The organism is Anabaena sp. FACHB-1391, assembly GCF_014696755.1.
Lineage (GTDB): Bacteria > Cyanobacteriota > Cyanobacteriia > Cyanobacteriales > Nostocaceae > Dolichospermum > Dolichospermum planctonicum.
In genome coordinates this window covers 50,394-76,383 of the sequence record NZ_JACJQS010000002.1, presented here as the reverse complement: position 1 = coordinate 76,383, position 25,990 = coordinate 50,394, and the positions used below count along the sequence as shown (strand labels likewise).

Sequence of the window (25,990 nt, the reverse complement as noted above, 5' to 3'; positions counted from 1 at the left end):
ATTCTATGGCAAATACTTGGTGGGAAATCAATATTATATCTAACCCAGATTTAGAAGATACTATATATTGGCGATTAGAAAAGTTTGGCACTCGTGGTACAGCAGTGGAAATTAAAGACCATAACTTATTGGTTAAGGCTTATTTGCCCAGTTTTCAAGCAGAATTACCAGATTTGCAAGAATTATCATCATCCTTGGGTGAAGATGCTATATCTCTAGGATTCCCCCCTCCTGTGCTAAATTGGCACTTAATTGATGAAGAAGACTGGTCCAGTAGTTGGAAACAACATTGGCAACCCGAGGAAATAGGCGATCGCTTCTTGATTAATCCCGCTTGGCTACCTTTACCCACTACTACAGAACGCTTAATCATACTCCTTGATCCGGGTGTAGCCTTTGGTACAGGTAATCACGCTACCACTCAATTATGTTTAGAATCCCTAGAAATGCACTTTTCTGACATAGCAGAGAACCAAAAACCCTCGACTATTGCCGATATTGGTTGTGGTTCAGGTATTTTAGGTGTTGGGGCAATATTATTAGGTGCTACTAAGGTCTATGCCGTTGATAATGATCCCTTAGCAGTAAAATCTACTTTTAGTAATTGCACTCTGAATCATATCCCTCCAGATTGTTTAATTCCCCTAGAAGGTAGTGTAGACACGGTCAGGAAAACAATTGATCAACCAGTAGATGGTATTGTTTGTAACATTTTAGCCGATGTCATTATTCAATTACTCCCAGAAATGACCGCAATTACTAAATCTAGCACTTGGGGTATATTTAGTGGTATTTTAATAGGACAATCAAAGGCTGTTGCTAATGCCTTAGAACAAAATGGTTGGACTGTGACTAATATCCGGGAGAAAAAAGAATGGTGTTGTTTAAATGCCCGTCGTTCTTAATTTTTTGCAGGTACAAGTTAGATATAATTAGTTTGACAATAATTACCACAAATAACCCCAGAAGTTTTTGACAATTCCTCATGTTATGGTATTAAACTATCAAGATAAATTGAAACCTGAAGAAATCTATGATGTAGTCATAGTTGGCGCTGGACCCATTGGTTTAGCAACTGCCATTGGTCTATACCAGCGCGGTATCGAAAATATATTAGTCATTGATCAAACTCGTAGCTTTCGTCAAGTTGGGCAAATAATAGACCTTCTTCCTAATGGATTAAAAGCCCTCAAATGTTTAAGTGTTAATGCTTATACGTCCGTAACACAAACCACGTTATCTAATCAGCAAAATTCCTCTGTAAATCCTTCTGTATGGTCTATCAAAAATCTTCAAGGACAATTAATTTTGTCAATTCCTCTCGGTTTTGATAACTGGTTTCAAGAATATGGTGAAGGACGAGTATCAATAGCTTGGTATGAATTACAAACCATCCTCAGAAACCTTTTACCCCCAGAACGGGTAAAAGCTAATCACCGTTGTATTAATGTCATAGATGAGCCAGAACTCAACTGTGTACGGATAGATTGTGTTTCTGATATCAGTAGTGCAGCCAATCCCTATGCTCATTGGGCAGAAAATCAAAACCCTGATGAAAATTCACAACAAAATCTAGATACCATTTCTCCCACATTAGCAACAACATCTTTCCGCGCTAAATTAATTATTGGTGCAGATGGAATTAACTCTACTGTTCGGCAAATAATTTACCAAAATACTCCTAATACACCTTTTGCTAAACCTGAATATTCTGGATTTGCAGGTATATATTGTTCTGGCATAACTGACATCCCAGAAGCAATACAAACAGAAATAGAATCCAGATTTTTAGAAAATTCAGCACTTGTGACCATTAAAAATGATAAAACATCTATAAATTCTAATTGTCATAATCATCTCAGGATGATTTTATTCTTTAGAAATGGTCAATTTAGATATATTATCCATTTACCTATACCTCTAGAATCCTTAGCAGGAAAAGTGGAAACTGATTTAATAAATTTAGCTCGACAAGAAATAGAAAAAGCTGGCTTTCCTGATTCTCTCCAACAATTAGTAAATCTCTCTCCTTCTGCCAATATGAGTCAGCGTGCTTACTACATTCATCCTGTTATTAATAAGTTTAATGATACTACCATAGAACCAACCTGGAATCAACAGCGAATTGTCTTAATTGGTGATGCTGCCCATGGAATGCCTCCTTTCATGGCTCAAGGGGCAAATCAAGGCTTAGAAGACGCATTAACAATTACCAGGCTGATCGCTAAAATTGGTCAAAATAATGATTGGGATAATTTGTCAATTATAGCTGAAGCCTTCGCAAATTATGAACATTTACGTCGTCCATTTATGGAATATATCCAATCGGCAACATTAACCGAATTACCTCATTCATCACTTCAAGCATGGCAAGATCATAACCAAAAGGTCTATAGTCGTAATTTTGCAAATTTGTAATTTAATCAATGAATAACTCACTACAAACATATAATCCCAATGATATCGCTGAAGAAAATGGTAACTTTCTCGGTTTACCATTTAACTATGAATCAGCTAAATTAATCATTTTTTCTGTTCCCTGGGAAGTCACTGTTTCCTATCATCAAGGTACAGCACAAGGACCACAAAGAATTGCCGACGCTTCTTTGCAAATAGACTTATTTGATTTTGATCATCCCCAAGGTTGGCAACAAGGTATCTTTCTGGAAAGACATACCGCAGAAATGTTAGAAAAAAATGAATACTATCGTAGCCAAGCAGCAACAATTATCAAAAGTCTAGCACAAGGTCTAAAAATATCCGATTCTCAAAATTTAAAAGATACTCTTGTTACTGTTAATCATAGTTGTCAACAAATTAATGAATGGTTATTTAAAGAATGTCAAAAAGCTTTAAATTTAGGTAAAAAAGTCGCTGTTATTGGTGGTGATCATAGCGTTCCTTTAGGGTATTTTCAAGCCTTAGCTACTCAATATGATGACTGGGGAATTTTACATATTGATGCTCATGCGGATTTAAGAAATGCCTATGAAGGTTTTGAATTTTCCCATGCTTCCATTATGTTTAATGCCATGAAAATACCGCAAATTTCCAAGTTAGTCCAAGTGGGTTTACGGGATATTTGTGATGATGAAATAGAGATGATTAATCAATCAAATCAGCGCATTATTGCCTACTATGATCCAGTAATTAAACAACAATTATACTCTGGTAAAAATTGGCTAGATTTATGTCGAGAAATTATCAGTCATTTACCAGAAAAAGTTTATATTAGTTTTGATGTTGATGGTTTAGATCCCAAACTTTGCCCCCATACGGGTACTCCCGTTCCCGGAGGACTGGAATTAGAACAAGTTTATTGTTTATTCCGAGAGGTAGTGAATACTGGTAGGGAAATTATTGGTTTTGATGTTTGCGAAGTTGGTAATGCGGAATGGGATGGTAATGTTGGTGCGCGAATAGTCTATAAATTAGCGAATTTTTTAGATTTGTCACAGATAAAAGTTAAAAATTAACAATCATCATTTGGCATTTTGGCATTTACGGACGGGACTAATTCCGTCCTTTATTTTTGGCTATGGAAATGGTTGATTATCAGATTTTAGGATATTTGTACACATACCATAGGAAGATGCTAAAAATGGATTAAACGGGTTAAATTAATTCGGGATGTTGTTATGCACTGGATTTAAGTCAAGGTTTGGTTCTCAACCAGACCTTTTTTATTGTTCATTTTCTCTTGGGTTGGTGATTTCAGAGAAAACTATTTGACAATTTGTGGTAATTTATGTATTACTGATTCCCGACAATCCTGATTATGTTTAATTTTTTTGCTCAGATGTCTATTGATTATAGCGTTTCCTAATCCAAGTCCGGTACAGATATTAATAATAAAACTCTTGTGGTGCGGGCATCTTGCCCGCACAAGGTGTACCTCACTCAAGCCGAACTTGCTTTATTAATAATAAAAATCTTGTAAAAATCTTGTGGTGCGGGCATCTTGCCCGCTAAAAGTGTACTCCACCCGGATGAAATTCGCTGTATGTGGGGTTATCTGCGTCTCACTCTGAATTTTTCTATCTCACTTGAATAGGACGTAACGGCTAGAAATAGATGGGTTTGAAACGGTTTATTCTTCAGATAAATCTATAAGTTTTGTGTTATCTGCAAAAACTCCGCAAACAAAGGTTCTCCAAAATTCATTAATCTCAGGGAAGGCATTTCATCAAACATATCTGGGTAAAAAGTGATCTGATATTCGCGGCTTTTGTAGATAAGTAACCAAGTTTTTTCCCCGTCTGGCTGAAAAATCACTCCAGCAGATTTTAAAATTGTTGATGTGGTAAATAAATGTTCAATGGTTTCTGGTGTAAAAGGAGTGGGTGGAATAGGCTTTTGAATTTCCCCTAAATCAGCGTCTAAATCCATTGTTACCATTGCTTCAATTCCTGGACGTAGAGGTGCATCTAATACCGAGTCAAACTCAGACATCAACACATCCTCTTCTTCTGGATCTGCGCTCATTGCAGCTTGTTCAATGAATGTGGGAACTTTAGCTAAAATGGGTTGGAGATTACCCACAACTGTAGCAAAGGCATTAATGCGATCGCGCAATTTTCTATAAACTTTTGCTTCTACAGTGCCATCATAATAAAAATTGTGAATGCGGACGGTTTCATACCTTTGTCCAATTCTATCAATTCTGCCAATTCTTTGTTCCACACGCATGGGATTCCAAGGCATATCATAATTAATTAATACCCCACAATTTTGCAAGTTTAACCCTTCTGAGGCTGATTCCGTACACAAAAGAATTTTAATTTCATCCTGGCGAAATTTGCGTTTAATTTCTTCTTTGGGAACTACACACCAAGTGGGTTCACTGTTGACTGTTGGCTGTTGACTGTTGGCTGTGTACCGTGAACTGTCAACTTTTAATAATTCCCCACCACGTCCAGAATAACAAGCCACTTGACTACCATATAATTCTTTTAAAGCATCTCGTAAATAGTCCATTGTATCTGTGTATTGGGTAAAGACAATAGCACTTTCTCTTTGGCTTAATTCTTGACGTAAAATCTGAATAAAATGGGAAAGTTTGCTATCTTCTCCTGTATTTTCAAATTGCTGTAATAAATCTTTTAAGTATTGAATTTCCTGGGGGTCTACTTCTTCAAAAAACGATTCCATTCCAGAAATTACGACATCATTAGCTTCATCAATATCGGCATAATCATCTTCTGTAATAAAACTGCCTTGTTTAGTTAATAAACAATCTAAACCCCGTTGTAAAGATGCTTTAATAGCGTAGAATGAACTGGTTAAACGTTTCCTGTACAAAGTCATCAAAAAACCGCGACAGGTACGCTGATCTTTTTGTGCTAGTCTGTAAAAATGACGGACATAATTACTAACAGCTTGGTAAAGCGGAACTTCACGGTTAATTTCTAAAATAATGGCATTATCTTGCACAATTCTACTAGGAATATCTTGAGCTAATAATCCGCGTTGATAATATTGTCTCAAGGTATCGCGGGTATGACGAAACATCAAATCTTTTAAAGGAGTATTAACTGTTAAATATTGTCGGGAAGTATTGATAAAATCTTCATCTGCTAATAATTGTTTATGACGAGAAATTTTCTTACCCCGTTGCCATAAATCTTGCATTTTATAAGCCAGAATCTTATCTTGTTGGTTTAACAATTGCTGTAACCGAGAACAAGGTTTCCCCCCTTGTTGAAAATAGTCATTAGACATGACTTGCCAAAAATTTAGTATTTCTGGTTTGACACTACTTGGTAATGATTCAAAATAATTACAAAAATTATCTCCATAACTCCAATGTCCTTGCATTCCTAGTAAATTTAATAAATCAAAAACTTCTATAGCATCAATTTGCATGGGAGTAGCAGAAAGTAGAATTAAAGCTTGAGTTTTATCCTGCAATTGCTGCATTAGTTCTAATAACCGATTGGGTGTTTCTTTGCGATTTTGAGGGCTTTTTCTTCTTGCGTGGTGTGCTTCATCTAATATGACTAAATCCCAAGGTTCTGCTGCTAATAATTCCTGCATTCTTTCTTTTCTCCGTACTAAATGGGAAGAAGCGAGAATTAAATCTTGGCTATTCCAAGGATTTATTAACTGTTGATTGTTGACTGTTGATTGTTGACGGTATTGTTCAGTTAATAGTGAACTGTAAACAGTGAATAAATTTTGATTGTAACTCCAAAAATGTAGATTGAATTTTTCTCTTAATTCTTCTTGCCATTGTGGTTGAACACTAGCAGGGGAAAGGATGAGTACCCGGTTGACTTTTTTAGCTAGGAGGAGATAACGTAAAATTAGTCCTGTTTCAATGGTTTTACCTAAACCAACTTCGTCAGCAATAAGAAAACTTTGGGGAAAGGTTTCTGCTACCCGACGCAATATTTTAATTTGGTGTGGCCAGGGTTTTATGGGAATTGATTTTAAACAAAAGTCTAAACATCCAGGATGTTGATGAATATTCGCTAGTTGGGTAAATGCTTGTTTTTCTTGTTCATTGATGAGTGTTAACTGTTGACTGTTGGTTGTTGACTGTTGGTTGTTAACTGTATTTTTTCGGTTCTCTGTGAACTGTGAACTGTCATCAAATTCAATTTCAGGATTCCAGGTAGGTTTAGAGGTTGGGGCATAATTTAACAGTTTTTGTTGTACTGCTTCGGGTATTTCAAATACACGGACATTGGGGGATAGGTCACACCACAGTTGTGCAAATCTGGACACTTCTTCTTCTACTCTATCTAATTCTCTTCCTCCCTCCCAGGAACAATAAACGTGAAATGATTCGACGTTTTTCTCCCAACCGGCAATAGATTCGTTATTAGAACCATTAAATGCTAATTTATCACCATTGCTATCTGTAAAGATGCCGACTTTTTCATGAAATATATGTTGGGGATCTAGTTGTTGGATGCTATTTTCTGGAAGTCCATTTTCTTGAAGAGGAATGGCTATTTTGATGTCGAGATATTGATTTTGAATTAACCAACTGAGTATTTCTAAATGTTTGAGTTGGGTAAAGTTTTCAGGAGGAGTTAAGTCGGCATCTAAACGAGTTAGTAAAGCATCCCGTAATGCGTATCCTTGTTCTATTGCTTGCAAGTCTTGGGGACTAAATTGGCATCCCATGATTAACCGGATTTTGCCTTGATTATGTAGCATTGCTCCTAAACCCCGCGCTACTTTACTCAATATGGCGCTGCTAAAAAAGCCTGATTTTCTGTCATATTGGATGGCAGATTCTAAGGCAGGAATATAGAAGTCAGCAATGGTATTGTGGGTGTTGCTGGAGTAGCTTATTTTCCAAGAGGTATCGCGTAGGTGTTTCAATTTTTTAACTAATTTCTGCAAATATTTCGGTTAGTTTAGACTGATTTTAATGATATGTTAGCGAGCAAGATGCTCCCACTACATATTATCATGATAATTTTTATCTTTATTGATTTTATATGTTTTTATTTTTCCAGGTAGTGCGGGCATCTTGCCCGCTTTTGCAATAATCATATAGTTAGCCTACTCTTTAACATTTAACACCAGGGAGCAAGATGCTCCCACTACTTTCAATAATCATATAGTTAGCCTACTCTTTAACATTTAACACCAGGGAGCAAGATGCTCCCACTACTTTCAATAATCATATAGTTAGCCTACTCTTTAACATTTAACACCAGATGATGAACAACAACCCCAGATGATGAACAACAACCCCAGATGATGAACAACAACCCCAGATGATGAACAACAACCCCAGATGATGAACAACAACCCCAGATGATGAACAACCCTAACCAGGCTAAATCATAAAATAATACAAACTAAATCATAAAATAATACGAACGCGGGCAAGATGCCCGCACTACAATTACAATTAAAAAATTTATCAAAATAAATTCATTTGTCCCCCCTGATTATCTAATGGTATCTCAGTTTGTTGATAGGAAACTTTGGCTTTTATCTCATCCATTGCTAACCACAAGTCTAATAATACTTTCTCTTCCAAAATGCGTTTCTTTTCATCTTTAATTCGCGGAATTACTTTTAATGCTACTTCAAATGCCCGCATAAAGGCATCATTGCTAACTAAGCCTGTATTTTTGAGAAATCTCCGCACTGGTTCTGTGTTTTCTTCTGCTTGGTAAATGGCAATAATGGCGTGAATTCCATCTACTAAATATCTGCCCGAAAATTCTGTTTCAATGGTAGAAAAGGCGCGTTTTTTTAACCGTTGTTCTGGGGTGAGTAATTTACAAAAACCACTACCAGAATCTAGTAATTTATGGGTTTTAACTAAATCGGAAACATCAAAACCTCCCACTGCTAAAGCTAATTGTCGGGCTTCATCAAAGGGAAATTCCCGCGCTTCAAAGGTATCCCAAGCGAGAATATACCATTGGGTGAGGGGGTCTATGCCGTTAAAGTCTTTACCTGCTAATAGCTTTTCTAGCCTGTATGCGACGATGGTTTGACGCACTTCTTCAAAGGCGGCTTTGGGTTCTACTGGGTTGCCGGCACTGTCGAGAATGGAACTGTAGCGTGTAAATACGCTTAATGCACTACCAAAGGCTGTTAAGCAGAGGTCAATACCTGGGGGTTTGACGCGACGGCGGGGGTCTGCTACTCTGTCTGCGGCGGGACGGCTATCTGCTGTTAAAGATTTCTCGATTTCTGGGGCTTTCTCAAACACGATATTACGTACTTCTATGCGGACATCATCCCACCATGCTTGTTCGGCGTGGGGTTGACGTTTGCGACAGACTAAAAGCACGGTGCTGGATACGGCGTTTTTCTGTGCTTGGTGGAGGTTTTGGGGGTTTTCGGTGCTGACAGCCCAGGAAGCGGTGATTTCAAAGCCAGCGTCTATGAGGGACTTGGCTAGGACATCCCAAGCGCCGGAGTCTTTATGGTTGAATTGGACTGTCATTACGCCGTCGTCCCGTAATACGCGGTGGTATTCGGTGAAGGCCATGGACATTTTGGCTTCGTAGTCTTGGTTGGCTAGTTCTTCTGGGGATATTCCCATGTTACGGAAGCGGGAAGGGTTGGCTACTGCTTCTCGTTCTTTGTCGGTGAGTTCTAAGTAGAATAATTCGGGGAAGATATCGCCAAGGGTGCGTTTTAGCCAGACGTAGAAAAAGTCGGATAATTCAGCGTATTGAATTGTAGAGTAATATGGTGGATCTGTGATAATTGCATCTACAGAATTATCAGGAATATGTGTTAAGTTATCTGCTGATGATGAGCTTATTTGAATTGATTTTGAATCATGTATTTCTATTCCATAATTTCCTATTGAGCCTAGTTTAGTTCCAAATAAAGTACAAAGTTTAGTATAATCATCCGCAGATTCTTCTTGACAAGCTCTCCAAAGTTCAATAGCACCATTTACTTCAGGATAATTCCACATTAAATTTAATGCGTGTTGTGTAGAACTTTTTTGAATACAAGCTCTGGATGCATTATAAATAACCATTCTACAATTTGCATCTGCACATCTATCTAATACCAAAGCTAAATAAGTTGATATTGCTTGTGATTTTTTCCATTCATATTCAGATTGAATTAAAGTTTTAGCTTCATTGATAATTTCTACATAAGTAACAAGCGTTAAAAGCTGACGGGGGTTAAATAATTTTGACCATTTATCCATTCCATATCTTAATAATTCGTTTGTTTTGTCACCAAATACAACTTCTTCATCAGGGAAGTTATATAAATTATATAAATCAGTTATTTTTTGTAATTGTTTCTGAGAATTTATTATACCTTCAAAATCTACATCTTCAGGAGTTCTAAATTCTAAACTTCCCTTACCTTTTTTATAAGCAACTGCATATAATTGATGATCTAAAATTCCTGTTTGAGCTTGTGATTTAATAATATTATCATCAATTACATTTCCACAATTAGGACATTTACCAACACCTCGACTAATGGTAGTTGTCGTATCAGGATCATATTCCAATTCAATATTATTATTTGTAGTGCGAGCATCTTGCTCGCTATTATTTAACGGCTCGCTATTTTCCTTAACTCTAATTCCGCATTTGCTAGATGACTAAATCTTGGCTTACCCGGTTTTAATGGTTGTAGATTGCCATCGCTTTGTTGTTGCTTTACCAGCTTTTGTACTAGACTTTTACTAACTGCAAATCTGATTGCCACTTGACGAATTGATATTTTTTCCTCAATATGGGCTGCAACTATTTTTTCTCGGAGATCCACTGAATATGCTTTCATGACAGTATTATCTTTATTATTACTAACTGTACCTCATAACTTCGGAAACTGCTGTAAATCACATCAATTAAATCACATCAATTAAATCACATCAATTAAATCACATCAATTAAATCACATCAATTAAATCACATCAATTAAATCACATCAATTAAATCACATCAATTACATAACATCAATTACATAACATCAATTAAATCACATCAATTAAATCACATCAATTAAATCACATCAATTAAATCACATCAATTACATAACATCAATTACATAACATCAATTAAATCACATTCCATCTGCATAATGTACACCATTAGCGGGCAAGATGCCCGCACTACAAGGGTTTTATCATTAATATCTGTAAATTTAATTTAGATACGCCAGGGAGCAAGATGCTCCCACTACAAAATTATTGTCATTTAAAAATTAAAATCTATCCCATAAAAAAGGGTATTCATCAGGAGTATTTGATAACCCAGCTTTTACGGGATTTTGCAAAATATATTCCCATTTATTTATAAATTCCTGTTCATTTTTTATCATTTCATCATACCTACCATCCTGCCAAACCTTGCCAATATGCAGCATAACATTGGGTATTTGTTTAGCACTATAACTTTTAATGCTATGTAAAATACTACCAATTGACCAAAATTCCGTTTCATCTTTTAACAAAGGTTCAATTAATAAATGTACATGATCTGGCATAATTACTACAGCATATAATTTATATTTTTGATTATCAAAATATTTACAACATTCCAATACAACTTGTCGCGCTGCTGGAGTTAGTTCTAATCTTTCCCAAGTAACAAAAGTGATAAAATATTTAGCATGAGGTTTTTCTAATCGGGGTAGTTGTTTTTGAAACTTCATATTGACAAAATCTCAACATTAAAAATGATGATTAAAAAACCTTAATTTTATCCATAAACAGTTATCAACCATAGCTCAAAAGTCAACATTTTTCATTCATTAATCAATTTGTAAATTTTTCGGATTGTTGAGAATAAAATGATTATCTTGTTTCACTAAATCCCCTATACAGTGAATTTGTAACCGCTCTTGATAAGCTTTAATAGCTAAGATATAATCCTGATTCGCTAGAACTGTTTTAATTTGTTGTAATTTCTCAAACACTGCCCATAATAATGTAATTTCTCCTCTCAGCTTATCATTTTCTGGAGTAGCGATTTGCATGACAACACCTTGAACAGTGAAGTTAGGATAATTGGTAATAAATTCGCTTAAAATATCAAATTGATCTCTATTTTCTACTATCTTTAATATTTTTAAAATATCGCTAATTCTTTCAGCATAATCTCCTAAATTATGTTGAAGAGGTAACAAAATTTCATATTCCTCTGTACTGTCTTTTTTCAAACGCCAAATTGCCCCAGTATCATTATAAATTCTTCCTGTTTCCTGCCATCCTGTAGCTTGGAGGTGTGTTTTGATAACATTAGGTTGAACTGTTTTCAGTGTTTGACTATCTTTGATGGTAACTTTCATGGCAAATCTCCAAAACTAATCCGTTGAATGATGGTTTGCAGTGCATATTGAATAAGTTAAATGGCTGGTGGTAAAAGCAATTGTATTTCAGGAGGTTTACCAGGAAGCATAAGTAAATTACCATTACTTCTATCTATAATTCCTGTATATAAATATTGCTGATTATACATTTGTTGCTTCATAGTTGACATTAGATATAAGGTTGCATTTTTATCTTTATTAGGAGCTTTTATTTTATTATCTTTATACCAATCAAAAGTTTTTTCAAATCCATCTATATCATCCACATCACCAGAAATTCCTAAAGTTATTAAAGATGTTTCTTCCCAAGCATCCATTTCAACAAGAACATGATGATTAAATTTATCACAGGCAATTAATTTTATATCATCTATGTCATCTCCAGTGATAGTTCCTCGTTTTAATGAAGAAGATACGATAGCTGCAATTTCGTTTTTAGTTCTCTCACGATTTATGTAATCGTATTTTTTTACAACTTTATCATATACATCTCTAGCTTGTTTAAAGTGACAAATTGACTCTGTGTCATCTAATACTTTACTTCCTTTTTGATTATTACAAGATCTGCAACTTAATAGTACATTATAAAATGTATCAATAGCAAAATCTTTTGGCAATTGGAACTTCGTACTTATCCGATTGAGAATATCCAATAGTTCAGCCCTACATTCATACCGACTTAATCTTTGAGGTATTATATGGTCTATTTCGCAATCTCGAAATTCACAGTGCTTTCCACAATAACAGCAAAATCCATTATGAGCAAACCAAATAGCATATCTCTCATTCTTTTGCCCAATATATTTAGGTGGTGTCATTTTTATTAATCTCCTAATAAAACTCTAATTGCTTTTAACGCTTGACTACGCTTCCCATTACTAATCTTAGCAAACCAGTAATGGGATTCCTCATAACTCATGGCTTTTATTCCTTGGGTAATATTAGCAATTCTTTCAGGTTTAGAAAGGGGTTGTACTGTCTGAAATAACAAAGCTAAATTTATCCCTGTTTCCTCAGTTAAAACATAAGGACTTTGACGATTATGGCTTAATGTTTTTGGATCATAATTATTGGCTTTTAAACAATCATAAATTGCCTGTTTTACCTGAATCAAAGCATTACCTTTTAACCTACCAATTCGTTTTGCAGCAGGACGTTTTTTCTCTCCTGCTTTTTTATAAGCACACTGATATAATTCTACCACAAAGTTATTGTTATCTGTGGAAACTACACGCAATTGAAATTCTTGCATATTTGTTGACTGTTAACCGTTGACTGTTAACCGTTGACTGTTAAGCTGTTGTGTGTTTAATTCGGATAAGGAATGCAAGCAAGATGCTTGCACTACTTTAATTTCAGGATTTCTCAATTACAGCATATTTCGTTACAATCAGGTACAAATTGAAATCATAAAACCCTTGTAGTGCGGGCATCTTGCCCGCTAGATGTGTACCTCATAACACTGAAAAAGCTGTGTACAATTTAGCGGCACATCAGTTTAAAGTCAACTAATACGTTAACTTTGCCATTAAATTCAACCTGTCTACCGGATTTCGGTTTAAAATATTTCTAATATGACTTATTTCTGTCCCTTCTGGTAAAACTGGTGAGGAAAATTTGAACTCTAACTTTAAATATACATCTGCTTTGACATCTGGACTGTTAAGTAAAGTATTCAAAGTATGCTGTACACCACTCAAACTTTTATATTGTCCTTGGTACTCTAAATTAACAAATTGTTCTCCAAAACTAATTCTTGCTGTTTGTTCAATATGAGGAGGTAATTTTGTAAAAAAATTTAACGCAGTTGATAACCTCCGATAGTCCATCAATTCTGTTACAGAAACTTCCATTGATTCAATTCCCTGTGCTTGATAATCTTTGATAAAATCAGCTAATTGGGTAAAAGTGCTATTCAATGAACCTTCAGCATTAAATGTTTCTGGTTTATTAAATACTTCTGGTTGAACTACAAATAAACTTCTTGGTTCTGCAACACCAAGAGTTGAATTTGTACCACTACCATAGTTACTACCATAACTAACTATTAAAGCTTTAGTTTCTTTTTCAACTATTTCTTCATTACCGTAGTCAACAACTATTTTAAAAGTTGTAGTTTGACTAATATTAGTGGCATATTCATCACTAGGACGAAACACTCTATCATTAATTTCTGTGTTTTCTTGATACAATTTAATTGTTAATGCTCCAGATGCTTTCCATCTTACCCGCACAGGTTTTAATTTGTCTGTACTGGACATGACTTGAGCAGAGATTTCAATTTCTCTGGGTTTGGGAGGTTGGAGAATACCGCGACGATACAATTCTATTTTGTCAGAAAATTCTAGGGATTCAGGTAAAACTATTTTTACATTATCAGTTTTGATAAATACCTTTTCCCCTAATTTCATATCCCAAACACCCTCTAAAACACCCTTACGAATGGTTGAGCGTAATTTGGAAATTTCTCCATCTAGGAAAATATTTAAACTCAAATCTTTAGAAAAATTCTCTTTGAGTGCTTTAGTTGTCCAATGATCTATCCCTTTTGGCCATACTTTCTGTAAAATATAGGCTGGTGCAAATTCTGGAGCTTCATCTGGACGGATTTTTTGACAATCTTTGAGTGATTTTAAAATAATATCCTGTTGGTTATTACCTTTGACTTCACCAGATTCTTGGGCAGGTAAGGGATAGTGCATTAAACCCTTGGGGGCTTTCACCGGATCATTGGCAGGATAAAATAAATGCCGATAGGTATTAGTAATAGATACCCTCACAGTTAATTCAAATTTATCTTTACGTTCTTTCAGTTGTTTCTGTTGATTTTCGGATAGGTCTTGTAAACGATTAGGAGAATTGAGAATATTTTGCATAGCCTTATATTCTCGTATATTCTCAATGGCGCGTTCTAATTCTTGTTTGTTAGCAATCAGAAATAACAGGCGATTTTTATAAGTGCGGAATTTTCCTGTTTCTCCGGTGTTATTAAAAATCCTATCTACTAAAATTGGTGGCCCTTCTGTAGTATTAGAAATTGTCTCTTCATCAAAATCAATCACGCATAAAGCTACACTATCAGCAACATCATCTACATCTGCGGGACTTATTGGTGCTGAAACTAATTTAAAGAATTTATGGGCAAAAATGGTATCCCGGCGTTTTCTTAATTCCTCTTTGACTTCAGTAATGCCAATTTGTGCTTTTTCTTCGGAAATGATTTTATTGAGTGATGGTTCTTCTTTAAATCTGGCAATAGAGGTAATTGGATCATCTTCTAAATACCACGCTACTGCTGTGAGTCTGTCTAAAACAGTTTGTACAAAGCCAATTTCTAATCCCGGTGTCAGTAGGGATAGGTTTAATTCAGGACGACGAATACCTGCGGCAATTCCTTGGTTAATGGAATGCAAGAAGATGGTTCTAGTTACCCAGGTAGAAAAGGGAGGTTTACCGGCTGCTTGCCATTCTGCGTCTTGTAATTGACTATATGCTTCTCTACCATCTGGGTTATAAATGTCTGCTTGGATGGGGATTCGCATTAATTCTCTACCCAGTCGAGAAGTTAAATCACTGGTAATTTCTTCTTCAATGCCGACAGGGATATGATGGGTGTGAATTAGGGGTATCCAATTTGGTGATTGTTGGCTGTTGACTGTTGGCTGTTGACTGTGAATGTTTTGCCAGAGATAACGTATAACTCCAGCAAATAAGCGTAATGCGCCCCTGGTGCGTTGGAAGTTGGGAATGGAGGCAATTTTCTTTGTTAGTAGGCTAAATAGTTCAGGATGGAAGGGATAACTCTGTTCAATACCTTCGGCATAACGGGCATCTTTACAACCATCTGGTAAGTCAATGCGACTGGCTTTATAAGTTTGTAGATATTCTTTAGCGGCATTACTGGCTGCATTAGCTTCAATGCTGTTAAACATCCGTTGTTTAACGATATTGTAAATTTCTACATCGGTACTGGGTTTGAGAATCCGTTCTTGTCTGGCTGTGGCCGAGATGGTTTCCCGAATTTCTGTGGTTTCTGCTCCAAAACTGTCGGTGGAGGAGGCGAGGGTGTAAACAAAGACTAAGTTATTAGAAGCTGCTGCCAAGTCCATGAGGGAGAATAAAAAGGCGACAACTTGTTCTGCTAAGTCGCTATTATTAACTACTGTGGCTTTAGCTGCCCTGAGATAACGGGCTATTTCATCGAGAATAATTACTGTGGGTTGTCCTTGGGTAATGCGTTCTAAAACTACTGTGCCGGGGCTAACTCGTTGTTCATCAGAACCTTTGAGTAAGCTGTAACCTGCTACACCACCGATTTGATAAGCTATTTCTCCCCAGAGGGTATGGGTAGTGATGCCTGTGTCTGAATGGTAAACACCATTAACTGGATCTAAATCTTGGCAAGCGATCGCTGATGCTTGAATTGGACGCTCTGGAATTAAATTAATATTATCAACAAAACGCTCTAATCCAGGAATTTCTCGCCCATTTTTGGCGATATGCCACAGGGCAATTTCATCATGAGTTTTCCCACCCCCGAAGCTGGTTTCTAAGCGAATAATAGGAGAACCAATAGCAGCACCTCCTAATCGTCCAAATACTTCGGAAATCAGGGTTTTTAACCCATCGGTAGGAAAGGTGTTAGCGAAAAAGGTTTTCGGATCTTGGTAGAGGTAGGGGGCTGTGCCTTCCACTACTAAGCGTAATTTGGCTGCAAATAATTCGGGGGAGAGTTCCCCTGCTAAAATTTCGTCTCTGGGAATACAGGTTTTGAAGATGGAGGGCAGCATATAAATAAATATAAGTAGGTTGGCGTTAAAAATTGTCGTTATGACAGGGGAACTCTTAACTCTTAACTGGGAAGAGGTTTTGGGCAACTTTACTTTTCGTTACTTATGTCGGTCTTTTTCCGTTCACCTACTTACTATGATTAGATATCATATCAATATCTGATGTGCTTAGAGAATTGATGAGAAAATTAAGAATTAATAAAAAGCCGTCTTAGAAGCGATGCACTGAGCTTGCCGAAGTGGACGGGGCTTGTATCCCATTATTTTCGGTGATTAAAGGATGATTCACTTTTTTGGGTAAAATTTGATCGGAAAATGGCTATTCCTACGGAGTGCTTCTCTAACGCTAGATGAAGGTAAAGCTCTAATTCTTGGTTAGATAAAATTTATCAGGGGTTAGTACGTAAGTTACCAAGGTCATGATCAGCGTGTTTTAAATGATGATAGATTATCAGATTTAATTGAATTTTACAATTATGCAAATTATCCAAAGTCTTCATACTGCTATTCTCATAACTGATTTAGACCGTTCTGAGTATTTTTATACTCATATATTAGGACTTAAAAAAGTAGAACGTCCTTTAAAATATCCGGGTATCTGGTATCAAATTGGTAACTATCAACTGCATCTGATTGTTGCGCCTACTGTACCCACCGATAAGCAACAAGAAAAATGGGGACAAAATCCTCATATCGCTTTTGCTGTCATGGATTTAGAAATAATTAAAAGCGAATTAACAGCTAAAAATTATCCGTTTCAAGCTAGTGCTTCTGGCCGACCAGCGATTTTTATTCAAGATCCAGATCAAAATATAATTGAACTTAGTCAGGCATTTGCTGATAAAATTTGAACGGTACTAAGATTAAGTATCGCCAAAAGTCAGTCGTCGTGGGGTGCGGAAGTAAATATGCAGTATCAGACCACTATTGAACCAACATCTGTACAAAAGCAGTTCCCTCTGACTACTGTAGGAGCGCTGGTTGTCAATTCTCTCGGACTGGTGTTAATTGTTAAATCTACGAAGTGGAGAGGTGCTTGGGGTGTACCAGGGGGAAAAGTAGATTGGGGTGAAACTCTAGAATCTGCACTTCTGAGGGAGTTTCAGGAAGAAGTCGGGTTAGACTTAACTAATGTGCGTTTTGCGTTGCTACAAGAAGCAGTGCTGGACTCACAATTTGTGCGACCTGCCCATTTTATTATGATCAACTATTACGCATTTTCACTGAGAAATACGATTACACCTAATCAAGAAATTGAGGAATGGGCTTGGGTGACTCCCGCACAAGCAAAGGAATATCCTCTCAATAGTTATACTCAAGTATTGATTGAGGATTTTGTAGAAAATAACATTGGTAATTTATATAGGAATTAGGTTTAACAATAATGCTGAAAAAAGCACTGGTGACTGGATCATCATCGGGAATTGGTAAGGCTATCGCTCTCGATTTAGCTGCTAAAGGATTTGATGTAGCATTTCATTATCATAAGAGTGTGGAAGCCTGTAATCAAGCCCGTCAGGAGGCTGCTAAGTACGGCGTTAAAACTGTTACTTTACAAGCGGATTTAAGAAATCCTGAACAAGCGGAGTTTTTGGTCAAAAGTGCTGCTGAGGAATTGGGAGGTCTATCTGTTGTTGTCAATAATGTGGGTAACTACTTAGACAGACCAACGAGCCAATTATCAGTAGCAGAATGGCATGAAATTATTAACTCTAATCTTCATGCTACATTTTATGTCACTAAAGCTGCACTACCTTACCTGAAAGCTGCTAATGGGGGACGTATCGTCAATTTTGGTTGTGCTAGTGCGCAAAATCTCCTCGCGCGTTGTACTAATACACCTTACTTAATTGCTAAAACTGGCATTATCATCTACTCAAAATCTTTAGCAAAGGAACTAATTACAGATAAAATTACTGTTAATGTTGTCTCCCCAGGAATAGCAGAAAATTCCTTTGATTTGCAGGAATCTCTACCTGAACTACCTACTAAGCGACCTGCAACTTTACAAGAACTGGCTCATGCAGCCTGGTTTTTTATTAGCCCAGAATCTGATTATATCACAGGGCAGGTATTAGAAGTTTCGGGGGGATGGAGGTTGTAATCAAGTGTGGTGATGATTTGGTTATTTTTGCTCAATGCTTGTGAACAGCTAATAAAAAACTATTGTCTATCAAAAAAAGGATTGGAAATATGTTGAAGATTGAAGACATTTACGAAATATATGAAAAATATCATGATGCTCTGCAAGTAAAAGTAGAAGAATTTACAATTGGTGAGAAAAAATTTAATTTTAATTCCGAATCAGCAATTTTAGGAGTGATTAATCTTTCTAATGATTCTTGGTACAGAGAAAGCGTATGTTTAAGTTCAGAACAGGCTATTCGCAAGGGATTAGTATTAAAGGCTCAAGGTGCTGATATTATAGATATTGGCGCTGAATCTACTTTAGAAAAAGCAGAAAGAGTTGAGGATATTCGACAAAATTCCCAAATTTTACCAGTGCTAAAATCTCTGAGTCAACAGGGGGTTTTAACTTCCATTGAAACTTATTATCCTCAAGTTGCTAGGGAATGTTTACAAGCTGGCGCTAATGTGATTAATCTAACGGGTGCTTTTGATAGTGAGAAAATTTATCAAGCTGTATCTGAATTTGACGCTGGGGTGATTATCTGTTATGTTCAAGGTAAAAATGTCAGAGAAGTTGGTGATTTTGATTTTGGTGATGATCCAACAAAATTAATGTATGAATATTTTGCTAATGAAATAGAAATCGCAGCTAAATATGGGGTGAGAAAAATATTTGTTGATGCTGGTTTGGGGTTTTATTATAAAAATCTCCAGGATAGTTCTTTGCGAATTCGTTATCAAATGAAAACTTTTTTGACTACTTTTAGACTGAGAAAATTAGGTTTTCCTGTCTGTCATGCTCTCCCTCACGCTTTTGAATATTTTGGGGAAGAAGTAAGAAGTGCAGAATCATTTTTTGCGGTTTTAGCAGCATTAGGAAAAACAGATTTATTCAGAACTCATGAAGTTCCTAAAGTTAAAGCAGTTTTAGATACACTACATTCATTTTAAGTATCTAAGTATTGGGGAATTTGGGATATAATTGGGATATAATAATGACTTCAAAACCGGAATCTGAATCTTGTTTAGAAACTTGGATAATTGGTAAGGAATTCAGGTTTGAAGCTGCTCACCAATTACCGAATCATGATGGTAAATGTGCTAGATTACATGGTCATTCTTGGCGCGGTGTTGTCTATGTTACAGGGGATAAACTGATAAATTCAGGTGTTAAACAGGGGATGATTATGGATTATGGTGATATATCAAAATACATAAAACCCCTCTTGGAAAATTATCTGGATCATTACCATTTAAATGAATCCACGGGTTTAGCTAATCCTACCAGTGAAGCGATCGCTAAATGGATTTATGAACAGCTTGAACCCCAAATTCCCGGACTTGTTGCAGTGAGAATTGATGAAACTTGTACCAGTCAATGTATTTACTCCAAGGGAAAAGTTAATTTTTTGGGCTTTTAAATTAACATGAATAAAATTGTTGCTGTGGTTGGTGGTGGTCCATCTGGTATGTCTTGCGCTCTCTGGTTAAAACATCTCGGTTTTGTTCCCATTCTCATTGAAAAGAATGAAAAATTAGGAGGACTACAAACGTTAAGCCATTTTCAAAATGTCTGGTACTTGGGAATACCGGGAAAAACTGGATATGAACTTGCAGATCAATTTCACCGTCATGTTGAAGCAGAAATGCTTTCTACAGTTTTGGATTCTTCAATAAAGGAGATCACCAAGGTAGGAGATGATTTCAGAATTGTTACTGACAAAACTGAAATTACAGCACGATATATGGTTATTGCCACAGGTCAGCGAGTTACAGGATTTGAAGCTATAGAATCAGTTCCCGGAAGTAAATATCTCCTTTCTTCCCAGCGTGTTTGCTTTAACCCTGGTGCCACTCCCTTATTGGGATCTAAGGTATCAGGAGGGGTAGTTGCTGTAGTCGGAGGTGGTGATAATGGATTAGTAACAGCCAGAATTTTAGGTAACACATCCCAACATATTCACCTGTTTATTCGCTCTGAAATCCGAGCATTTGAGGTGAACAAAAGAGCCATGTTTGAACTTGGAGCCGGTCGAGTCACTGTACATCAACCCGCAAAAATTCAGAGATTTGAGATGCGCGAAGAGAAGATTTATATGCTTTTCCAAGATGAAAACAACCAAGAAAAAGCGTTACTTTTTGACTATCTCTGTTTTCGTTTGGGTTTTACACCGAATGTTGAGGAGTTAGTGCGACTTTTTGAGCAAGGAGGAGTGGGTTCTGTGAAACTGACCGAAAAAGGATATATTGCCACTGATCAATTTCTCAGAACATCAATCCCCAATATTTACGCGGCTGGAGATGTGACAAATCCTAGAGATCCCTGTGTAGCAACTGCGGTTGCTCATGGTGCAATTGCAGCACGCAGTATAGAAGAAGATTTAAGACTTAGTTGTTATGAGAAAAGCCTATAAATTGATAGATAAACTCACATCAGAACGGTCTAATTTTTGCAGGAGTTGTGAAATAGGTTCTCTAGAAACTGGTTCTATCCAATCTGGTGCAATTTCCGCTAATGGAACTAAAACAAAGGCTCTCTGGGTCATTCGAGGATGGGGAATTTGTAAATCTGGTGTTTCTAAAATCAAGTCATCAAATAGTAGTACATCTAAATCTAGAGTTCTAGGTCCCCAATGTTCTTGACGAACTCGACCAAATTCTTGTTCAATATTGAGCAGAGTTTCTAGCAATTTCTGGGGACTGAGTTGCACTTCTAAAATAGCCGCACCGTTTAAATAATCTGGTTGTGATGGTCCGCCTACGGGAGCGGTTCTGTACCAACTAGATTTGGCTTTTATGGTAATACCCGGAGTTTTTTCCAGGCTGTTAATTGCACCTTCTAAAATAGCTAAAGATTCTCCTATATTACTACCAAGAGCGATCGCACTTAATGAAGGTTTTATCGTTGTTCTCAGGTCAGATTTATCAATCATAAATTTGTAGGTGTCAGGAAATTATTAATATAATATCAGATAATATCAGATATTTTCACAAAATTGCTTGATCTAAAAAGCTGAATTTAGAGTATCATATAACTAATAACTACTAATTTAACTAACCAGGTTCATCAGCACCAAGGAATTTACTATTATGTCTACAATGTCCAACGGCTTTGAAAAAGTATATGTCCATCCTAGTCAATTTCCCAACAAGATTTATCAAGATTATTTAGATTGCTTTTCTGTAGGTAAAATCAATCATAAATTTCATTATGACACTGTTAAACAAAGTCAGAAATGGTTAAAAATTCATGAATATTATTCTCCAGCTAGAACCAATGATGATTGTATTAATGCCTATGCAGTATGTTTTCAAAAAACTGCGGAATTTCTGGACATTAATACCAATATCCAAGTAATTGGATTAGGTTGTGGCGGTGGTGCAAAAGATCATCTTTTAGTATCTTATCTCTTGAATACAGAAAGGGAAATCATTTATTATCCTATTGATGTTAGTTTATCTCTGGCTTTAATTTCCGGTCAAAAAATTAGAGAATCTTATCCTCAAGTCTCTATACAGCCAATTGTTTGTGATTTACCTTGTGCTGATGATTTAATACTCCATCTTCATGATCAAGGAGAAGGACACAGAAAGATTATCACATTTTTTGGCATGATTCCTAATTTTACTCCTGATGAAATTTTGCCTATTTTAAGTAATTTTCTGCAACCAGGAGATATTTTACTCATGAGTGCGAACTTAGCACCGGGAGACGATTATCTAACAGGAATTAACAAGATTTTGCCACAGTATGATAATGAATTAACCAAAGATTGGTTAATGACAGTGTTAGTTGACGCGGGGATAAATCCAGATCACGGGACTATTAAATTCTCCCTAAAAGATGATCCAAACCATCAAGAATTAACAAGAGTTAATGCTCAGTTTGAAGTAGAAACTAATATAGATTTGAAATTAGATGATCAAATCATGCACTGGAAAAATGGTGATCAAATTCAATTATTTTTCTCCTATCGTTATACAACTGCTAAACTGCAAAACATTCTCAAACAATATGATATTATCATCCTAAATTATTGGGAAGGTGCAAATCAAGAAGAGGGAGTTTATTTTTGTCAAAAGATATAAAACAAAAACATCCCTAAGAAATTGCAAAACCCCTCTCCTACAAGTTTCTCTATCATTTCCTTGTAGGTAGGGTTTGCAAAAATAAGCCAAGGATATTAGGATAAGCTGTTGTGTATTAATTTGTATAGGTCTGGCGGGCAAGATGCCCACCCCACAAGATTTAATAGTGACACTCTGCGTTGTGTATTAATTTGTATAGGTCTGGCGGGCAAGATGCCCACCCCACAAGATTTAATAGTGACACTCTGCGCTGTTGTGTATTAATTTGTATAGGTCTGGCGGGCAAGATGCCCACCCCACAAGATTTAACAGTGACACTCTGCGCTGTTGTGTATTAATTTGTATAGGTCTGGCGGGCAAGATGCCCACCCCACAAGATTTAACAGTGACAAAAATTCATACTTTCCTTCAGCAAGTCCAAAAAATAGACCTTTGCTTCACAAATTTGATTTGCTTCTAGTCAATTCAATGCGAATATTACCATCAAAATCAGGAATTGGTGCAGCAGGTTTAATGAGAGTAACTTGTACTTGGGTAGTCAGACTACTTTCTTCAAGAATAGCATCAGCGATCGCACCTGCCAACCTTTCCAATAAATCAAATTTAGATGTTTTCAGCAAGTTTTGGACTAAACTAATAACACTACGATAATCTACTGTATCTTTAATAGCATCAGTCTGTGCAGCTTGAGCCAGATCTACCCATAACTTCAAATCCACCTCAAACCATTGTCCTAATACCTTTTCTTCCGGTAAATACCCAACATAGCCATAACCGCGAATCCCCGTCAAATGAATACAGTCCATAAAACCCTGATTATAAATCATTACCTGACCATTTTAGATTTTAAATTGAATAACTCAGACAAAATCTAAAATTAAATTCAGATAAATTAAGAATTTATCTCTCTATAATGTTTTTACATTCATCTATTACGAATGAAAGCAGCAGAGATTATTCTAAAGTATATTTAATTGTCTAGTTGCACTTAGTAATGTAAGTTGCTAGTTAGGCACAGTGTCAGAATCAGGTGGTTATCGAGATGAAAACAAGTATTTTATCACCAATTACCAATTACCAATTACCAATTACCAAATTTATTGAACAATGATTTTATTCGCTATAACAGCAGTTAAAATAGAGCAATTGTGAAATAATAAAAGATAAATGTTTTGGGCTGATAAAATTGCTGCTGACGCAGTAGGTCAACAAGTAGTTAATGATTCTAAGACTCCATCAGGAAGGGTACACGTTGGGTCTTTGCGTGGTGTGGTTATTCACGACGTTATTTACCGTGCTTTGAAACACGCAGGGAAGCCCGTAAAATTTCTGTATGGTGTAGATGATTATGATGCGCTGGATACTGTTCCTAAATACTTAGATCAAGAAAAATTTCAGCCTTATTTGGGTTTTCCTTTGTGTAATGTTCCTTCTCCTGGTGATGGTGCGGAAGATTATGCTAAGTATTTTATTGGTGAGTTTTTTGAAATTTTTGCATATTTAGGAATTAAACCAGAAACGTATTTTTTACGCGATTTATATCGTTCAGGAAAACTTAATTCCCATATTGATATTTTCCTGAAAAATGCTCATTTGGTGCGGGAAGCTTATAAGGAAGTAAGTAAAGCTGAACGTGCAAATAATTGGTATCCTTTTCAAGTTGTTTGTGAAAATTGCGGTAAAATCGCTACTACTGTCACTACAGATTATAACGGTTCAGAAGTATTTTACACTTGTAAACCCGATGGTGTTGATTATGTAAAAGGTTGTGGACATTCCGGGTGGGTTTCTCCCTTTAATGGTCATGGTAAATTACCTTGGAAAGTTGAATGGGTAGCTAAATGGGATATATTGGGTGTAACTATTGAAATGGCTGGGAAGGATCATTCTCAAAAAGGTGGTTCTCGTGATGTTGCTAATGCTATTAGTCGCAAGGTTTTACAAAAACAACCTCCTTTCCATTCTCCCTATGAATTTATTCTTGTGAATGGGACAAAAATGAGTTCTTCTAAGGGTGTGGGTTCGAGTGCTAGGGAAATTGCTGATTTATTACCTGCTGAATTATTGCGATTTTTGATGTTAAGAACTCAACCGAAAACAGTAATTAATTTTGCACCAAATTATGAAACTACTACCCGGTTATTTAGAGATTACGATACTTTAATTAATAAGTATTCTCATGCTCCTGAATTAACGGAGGAATTAATGTCTTTATTTTACGCCCAATTAGGGGATGAAATTAAAACTTTCCAACCCTTTGATTTTAGTACATTAATTTCTCTGTTGCAAGTTCCCCGTTTAAATATTCAGGAAGAAGTTGTACAACGCAGTTTACAGCCTTTAAATGAGTATGATCAACAAATTATTAATCAAAGAATTACTGCGGCTCAAAAGTGGTTACAAGATTATGCTGACGAGGAAGACAAGTTAGTTCTCTATTTGGAACAAGTTCCCGAAAAAGCTCATGATTTAAATTCAGAACAAGTTGCTTATTTGCAAAAATTGATGGAGAATTTGCAGAATATTCCTCATTGGGAAGCTGAGGAATTACAAACTATAATTTTCTCGACTACTAAGGAGTTAGGGGTTCAACAACCAATGGCTTTTAAGGCTTTGTATCTATCTTTCTTGAATAAAGAAAAGGGTCCAAAGGCTGGTGGTTTGTTGTCTTATTTGGAGAAGTCTTTTGTAATTTCTCGGTTGCAGGATGTGGTTAATTTGAATGTAGGTAAGGAGAAGATAGAAGTTTAAGTTATTATTAATATGGTGCGTTACGCTGTCGCTAACGCACCCTACAAATTAATACTACAAATTAATACTACAAATTAATACAAATCGCAATCAACTAAATTTTCTCTAACTAAAACCTCACCTTCCCACTTTCCAGCAGTTTTATCAAAAAAATCCGCAGGATATCCTAATTCTTGTGGTGTTGGTATTTTCTCTTCAAAAGCATCAGTAATAATAATTATTAATTCTTGATTAGCTAATTGTTGGGGAAGTTGTAACAATAATTTACCTTGTGCATCAACTTTTGATTTAAGTTTTATTTGCATATAATTAACTCCTTAGTATCTTGGATTATTATACTACTAATTGTTTGAAAAGTATTTTTTAATTATTCATGGCTTTTAATACTCTTTCAATTTGCTTGGGTACGTCAGTTTGGGAGTCCAATATTCAATATATCCTGTTTTAACAGATGTTAC

22 protein-coding genes are annotated in these 25,990 nt (G+C 36.1%); 11 read left to right on the top strand and 11 right to left on the bottom strand.

Annotation, left to right across the window (positions count from 1 at the left end; all coding sequences use genetic code 11):
- The first annotated feature begins 5 nt into the window (after positions 1–5).
- From prmA to H6F62_RS01370, 3 genes are all read left to right on the top strand, one after another.
- Positions 6–905, top strand: coding sequence for a 50S ribosomal protein L11 methyltransferase (gene prmA, locus H6F62_RS01380; RefSeq protein WP_137906692.1), 900 nt, complete (start codon positions 6–8; stop codon positions 903–905).
- A 67-nt stretch (positions 906–972) separates the two neighbouring features.
- Positions 973–2,418: an NAD(P)/FAD-dependent oxidoreductase gene (locus tag H6F62_RS01375; RefSeq protein WP_242025887.1), complete on the top strand. Its 1,446-nt coding sequence runs from the start codon at positions 973–975 to the stop codon at positions 2,416–2,418.
- A gap of 8 nt (positions 2,419–2,426) precedes the next feature.
- Positions 2,427–3,476: an agmatinase family protein gene (locus H6F62_RS01370; protein ID WP_190371134.1), complete on the top strand. Its 1,050-nt coding sequence runs from the start codon at positions 2,427–2,429 to the stop codon at positions 3,474–3,476.
- A gap of 631 nt (positions 3,477–4,107) precedes the next feature.
- Here H6F62_RS01370 and H6F62_RS01365 read toward each other — a convergent pair.
- The 8 genes from H6F62_RS01365 to H6F62_RS01330 form a co-directional block, all read right to left on the bottom strand.
- Positions 4,108–7,335 carry a helicase-related protein gene (locus H6F62_RS01365; RefSeq protein ID WP_190371133.1) on the bottom strand — a complete coding sequence of 1,076 codons (3,228 nt, stop codon included), beginning with the start codon at positions 7,333–7,335 and terminating at the stop codon, positions 4,108–4,110.
- A gap of 550 nt (positions 7,336–7,885) precedes the next feature.
- On the bottom strand, positions 7,886–9,967 hold the full coding sequence (locus tag H6F62_RS01360) for a DNA methylase (protein WP_242025886.1): 2,082 nt from the start codon (positions 9,965–9,967) through the stop codon (positions 7,886–7,888).
- Between the two features lie 44 nt (positions 9,968–10,011).
- Positions 10,012–10,242: a hypothetical protein gene (locus H6F62_RS01355; protein WP_190371132.1), complete on the bottom strand. Its 231-nt coding sequence runs from the start codon at positions 10,240–10,242 to the stop codon at positions 10,012–10,014.
- Between the two features lie 423 nt (positions 10,243–10,665).
- Positions 10,666–11,115, bottom strand: coding sequence for a transposase (locus H6F62_RS01350; protein WP_190371131.1), 450 nt, complete (start codon positions 11,113–11,115; stop codon positions 10,666–10,668).
- Between the two features lie 99 nt (positions 11,116–11,214).
- Positions 11,215–11,751, bottom strand: coding sequence for a hypothetical protein (locus H6F62_RS01345; RefSeq protein WP_168359781.1), 537 nt, complete (start codon positions 11,749–11,751; stop codon positions 11,215–11,217).
- 56 nt (positions 11,752–11,807) lie between these two features.
- Complete coding sequence (locus H6F62_RS01340; RefSeq protein ID WP_190371130.1) at positions 11,808–12,590, bottom strand: HNH endonuclease domain-containing protein; 783 nt, start codon at positions 12,588–12,590, stop codon at positions 11,808–11,810.
- Between the two features lie 5 nt (positions 12,591–12,595).
- Positions 12,596–13,024 carry a hypothetical protein gene (locus tag H6F62_RS01335; RefSeq protein ID WP_168359779.1) on the bottom strand — a complete coding sequence of 143 codons (429 nt, stop codon included), beginning with the start codon at positions 13,022–13,024 and terminating at the stop codon, positions 12,596–12,598.
- A 256-nt stretch (positions 13,025–13,280) separates the two neighbouring features.
- Positions 13,281–16,562, bottom strand: coding sequence for a DUF499 domain-containing protein (locus H6F62_RS01330; RefSeq protein WP_190371129.1), 3,282 nt, complete (start codon positions 16,560–16,562; stop codon positions 13,281–13,283).
- Between the two features lie 476 nt (positions 16,563–17,038).
- On the opposite strand from H6F62_RS01330, the gene H6F62_RS01325 reads away from it, so the two are divergent.
- The 6 genes from H6F62_RS01325 to H6F62_RS01300 all read left to right on the top strand — a co-directional run bounded on the left by H6F62_RS01325 (position 17,039) and on the right by H6F62_RS01300 (position 21,106).
- Positions 17,039–17,413: a VOC family protein gene (locus H6F62_RS01325; RefSeq protein ID WP_190371128.1), complete on the top strand. Its 375-nt coding sequence runs from the start codon at positions 17,039–17,041 to the stop codon at positions 17,411–17,413.
- A gap of 57 nt (positions 17,414–17,470) precedes the next feature.
- Positions 17,471–17,935: an NUDIX domain-containing protein gene (locus tag H6F62_RS01320; RefSeq protein ID WP_190371127.1), complete on the top strand. Its 465-nt coding sequence runs from the start codon at positions 17,471–17,473 to the stop codon at positions 17,933–17,935.
- A gap of 11 nt (positions 17,936–17,946) precedes the next feature.
- Positions 17,947–18,666, top strand: a complete 720-nt coding sequence (gene tmpR / locus H6F62_RS01315; protein WP_137906688.1) for a bifunctional dihydropteridine reductase/dihydrofolate reductase TmpR — start codon at positions 17,947–17,949, stop codon at positions 18,664–18,666.
- A gap of 89 nt (positions 18,667–18,755) precedes the next feature.
- Entirely contained in the window at positions 18,756–19,643 is an 888-nt protein-coding gene (locus H6F62_RS01310; RefSeq protein WP_137906687.1) for a dihydropteroate synthase, read from the top strand.
- Positions 19,644–19,687: 44 nt separating this feature from the next.
- Positions 19,688–20,113: a 6-carboxytetrahydropterin synthase QueD gene (gene queD, locus H6F62_RS01305; RefSeq protein ID WP_137906686.1), complete on the top strand. Its 426-nt coding sequence runs from the start codon at positions 19,688–19,690 to the stop codon at positions 20,111–20,113.
- Between the two features lie 6 nt (positions 20,114–20,119).
- Positions 20,120–21,106 (top strand): NAD(P)/FAD-dependent oxidoreductase, encoded by a 987-nt coding sequence (locus tag H6F62_RS01300; protein WP_190371126.1) that lies wholly within the window; start codon positions 20,120–20,122, stop codon positions 21,104–21,106.
- On the opposite strand, the gene folK is transcribed toward H6F62_RS01300, so the two are convergent.
- Complete coding sequence (folK, locus tag H6F62_RS01295; protein WP_190371125.1) at positions 21,101–21,625, bottom strand: 2-amino-4-hydroxy-6-hydroxymethyldihydropteridine diphosphokinase; 525 nt, start codon at positions 21,623–21,625, stop codon at positions 21,101–21,103. The genes H6F62_RS01300 and folK overlap by 6 nt on opposite strands.
- Positions 21,626–21,782: 157 nt before the next feature.
- On the opposite strand from folK, the gene H6F62_RS01290 reads away from it, so the two are divergent.
- The gene (locus tag H6F62_RS01290) at positions 21,783–22,781 is read left to right on the top strand and encodes an L-histidine N(alpha)-methyltransferase (protein WP_190371124.1); all 999 of its coding nucleotides are present in this window, start codon (positions 21,783–21,785) and stop codon (positions 22,779–22,781) included.
- A gap of 437 nt (positions 22,782–23,218) precedes the next feature.
- Here the strand turns inward: H6F62_RS01290 and folB are convergent, their stop codons facing one another.
- Positions 23,219–23,587, bottom strand: a complete 369-nt coding sequence (gene folB, locus H6F62_RS01285; RefSeq protein WP_137906778.1) for a dihydroneopterin aldolase — start codon at positions 23,585–23,587, stop codon at positions 23,219–23,221.
- Between the two features lie 361 nt (positions 23,588–23,948).
- Here folB and lysS point away from each other — a divergent pair, with 361 nt between their 5' ends.
- Positions 23,949–25,532: a lysine--tRNA ligase gene (gene lysS, locus H6F62_RS01280; protein WP_190371123.1), complete on the top strand. Its 1,584-nt coding sequence runs from the start codon at positions 23,949–23,951 to the stop codon at positions 25,530–25,532.
- Positions 25,533–25,606: 74 nt separating this feature from the next.
- On the opposite strand, the gene H6F62_RS01275 is transcribed toward lysS, so the two are convergent.
- Complete coding sequence (locus H6F62_RS01275) at positions 25,607–25,837, bottom strand: hypothetical protein (protein WP_137906682.1); 231 nt, start codon at positions 25,835–25,837, stop codon at positions 25,607–25,609.
- Positions 25,838–25,990: the final 153 nt, after the last annotated feature.